General features: G+C 71.3%; 1 protein-coding gene. It reads right to left on the reverse strand.

Annotated features, from left to right (window positions below; translation table 11 throughout):
* Positions 1-1,263 (reverse strand): DUF222 domain-containing protein (locus tag ACJH5R_RS22930; protein ID WP_406783032.1); only part of this gene is annotated, 1,263 nt, incomplete at both ends.

Genomic DNA, 1,263 nt, shown 5'->3' on the forward strand with positions numbered 1-1,263 from the left:
GCTGCCGGGCTGCGTGGTGTAGGTGTGGCCGGTGGGGCTGGTCCATTCGATGGTGCCGTTGGGGTGCTGACGGTCGCTCCAGCCCCCGCGGCCGGTCCAGAAGGTCTTGAGTAAGTGGTGTTTTCGGCATAGGCAGCGCAGGTTGGCTGGGTGGGTGGTTCCATGCGGGTGGGCCACGGCGTGGTCGATGTCGCAGTAGGTGGCGGGCTGGTCGCAGCCGGGGAATCGGCAGGTGAGGTCGCGGGCCCGGACGAAGGCGGCCAACGCTGTCGAGGGCCGGTAGTGCGGTTCGGCCGGCAGGTCGGTCGGGTGCCGCAGGGGTTTGACGGTGGCGCCGTTGTTGACGAGCTGGGCCAGCAGCGGTGCGGGTATGGTGCCGCCGCCGATGATGTGCCCGGACGGTGCCGGACGCGTCTGGGGCGCCCGCGTGGTTGCCGCACCGGCTGGCTCGGAGTTTTGGTCGGGGGCGCCGGCGCCGAACCTGGGGTCGGCCGGGTTGTTCAGTGCGGTTTGGTCGGCGAGGACGTAGACGGTGACGTTGGTCGCGCGGGCGTCGGTGCCGGCGGCCGGGCAGTCGCTGTTGCCACAGGCGCAGGCCAGGGTGTCCGCTCCGGCGGCCAGGGCGCCGAGGGCATCGGCGCGGCGTTGGGCCAGGGTGCGGGGATCGTCGTCGCAGACGGTGTGGGCAAGTTGGGTTAGGCGCCGTTCGAGTGCGGTGGCATCGGTGGCAAATAGTCGGCCCCACAGGGCGGTGGTGCCGTTTTCGCTGTTGCGGGTGTCGACGACAATTTGGCGGCCGCGGGCGTCGCGCTCCTGGCGCCGGACGGCGTCGGGGTCATGCCGGTCGATCAGGGCGTCGATGGCCGCAGCGGTCTTGGCGGCCGAGAGGGGCCCCAGGCCGGTGGCGATCGCGGCGAGTTCGGTGTCGACGGCGTTCAGTAGGTAGGGGTTGGTGATCAGCGTGGTGCGCCAGACGATCGTGGCGACCAGCCGGCTGTTGATCGCCCCGTCGAGAAACAGTGCGGCCACCTTGGGTAGCCGTTCGCGCAGCGCCGTGGCCAGATACATCTGCGAGGACGCCATCCCGTGGCTGATCTGCTCGGCAGCGCCGACCTCGGAGGCCGCGGCATCCCAGTAGTCACAGGACCAGCGTGACCGGTTCACCGCGTCCGTTCCGCGGGTGCGCCGAGCGACCAGTTCGCCGATGGCAGCCAGGCGGCGCGCAGCGGAGGCGGCCTCCAGTCGGGCCCACCCCGAGATCGC

Source organism: Mycobacterium sp. SMC-19 (genome assembly GCF_045310815.1).
Classification (GTDB): domain Bacteria; phylum Actinomycetota; class Actinomycetes; order Mycobacteriales; family Mycobacteriaceae; genus Mycobacterium.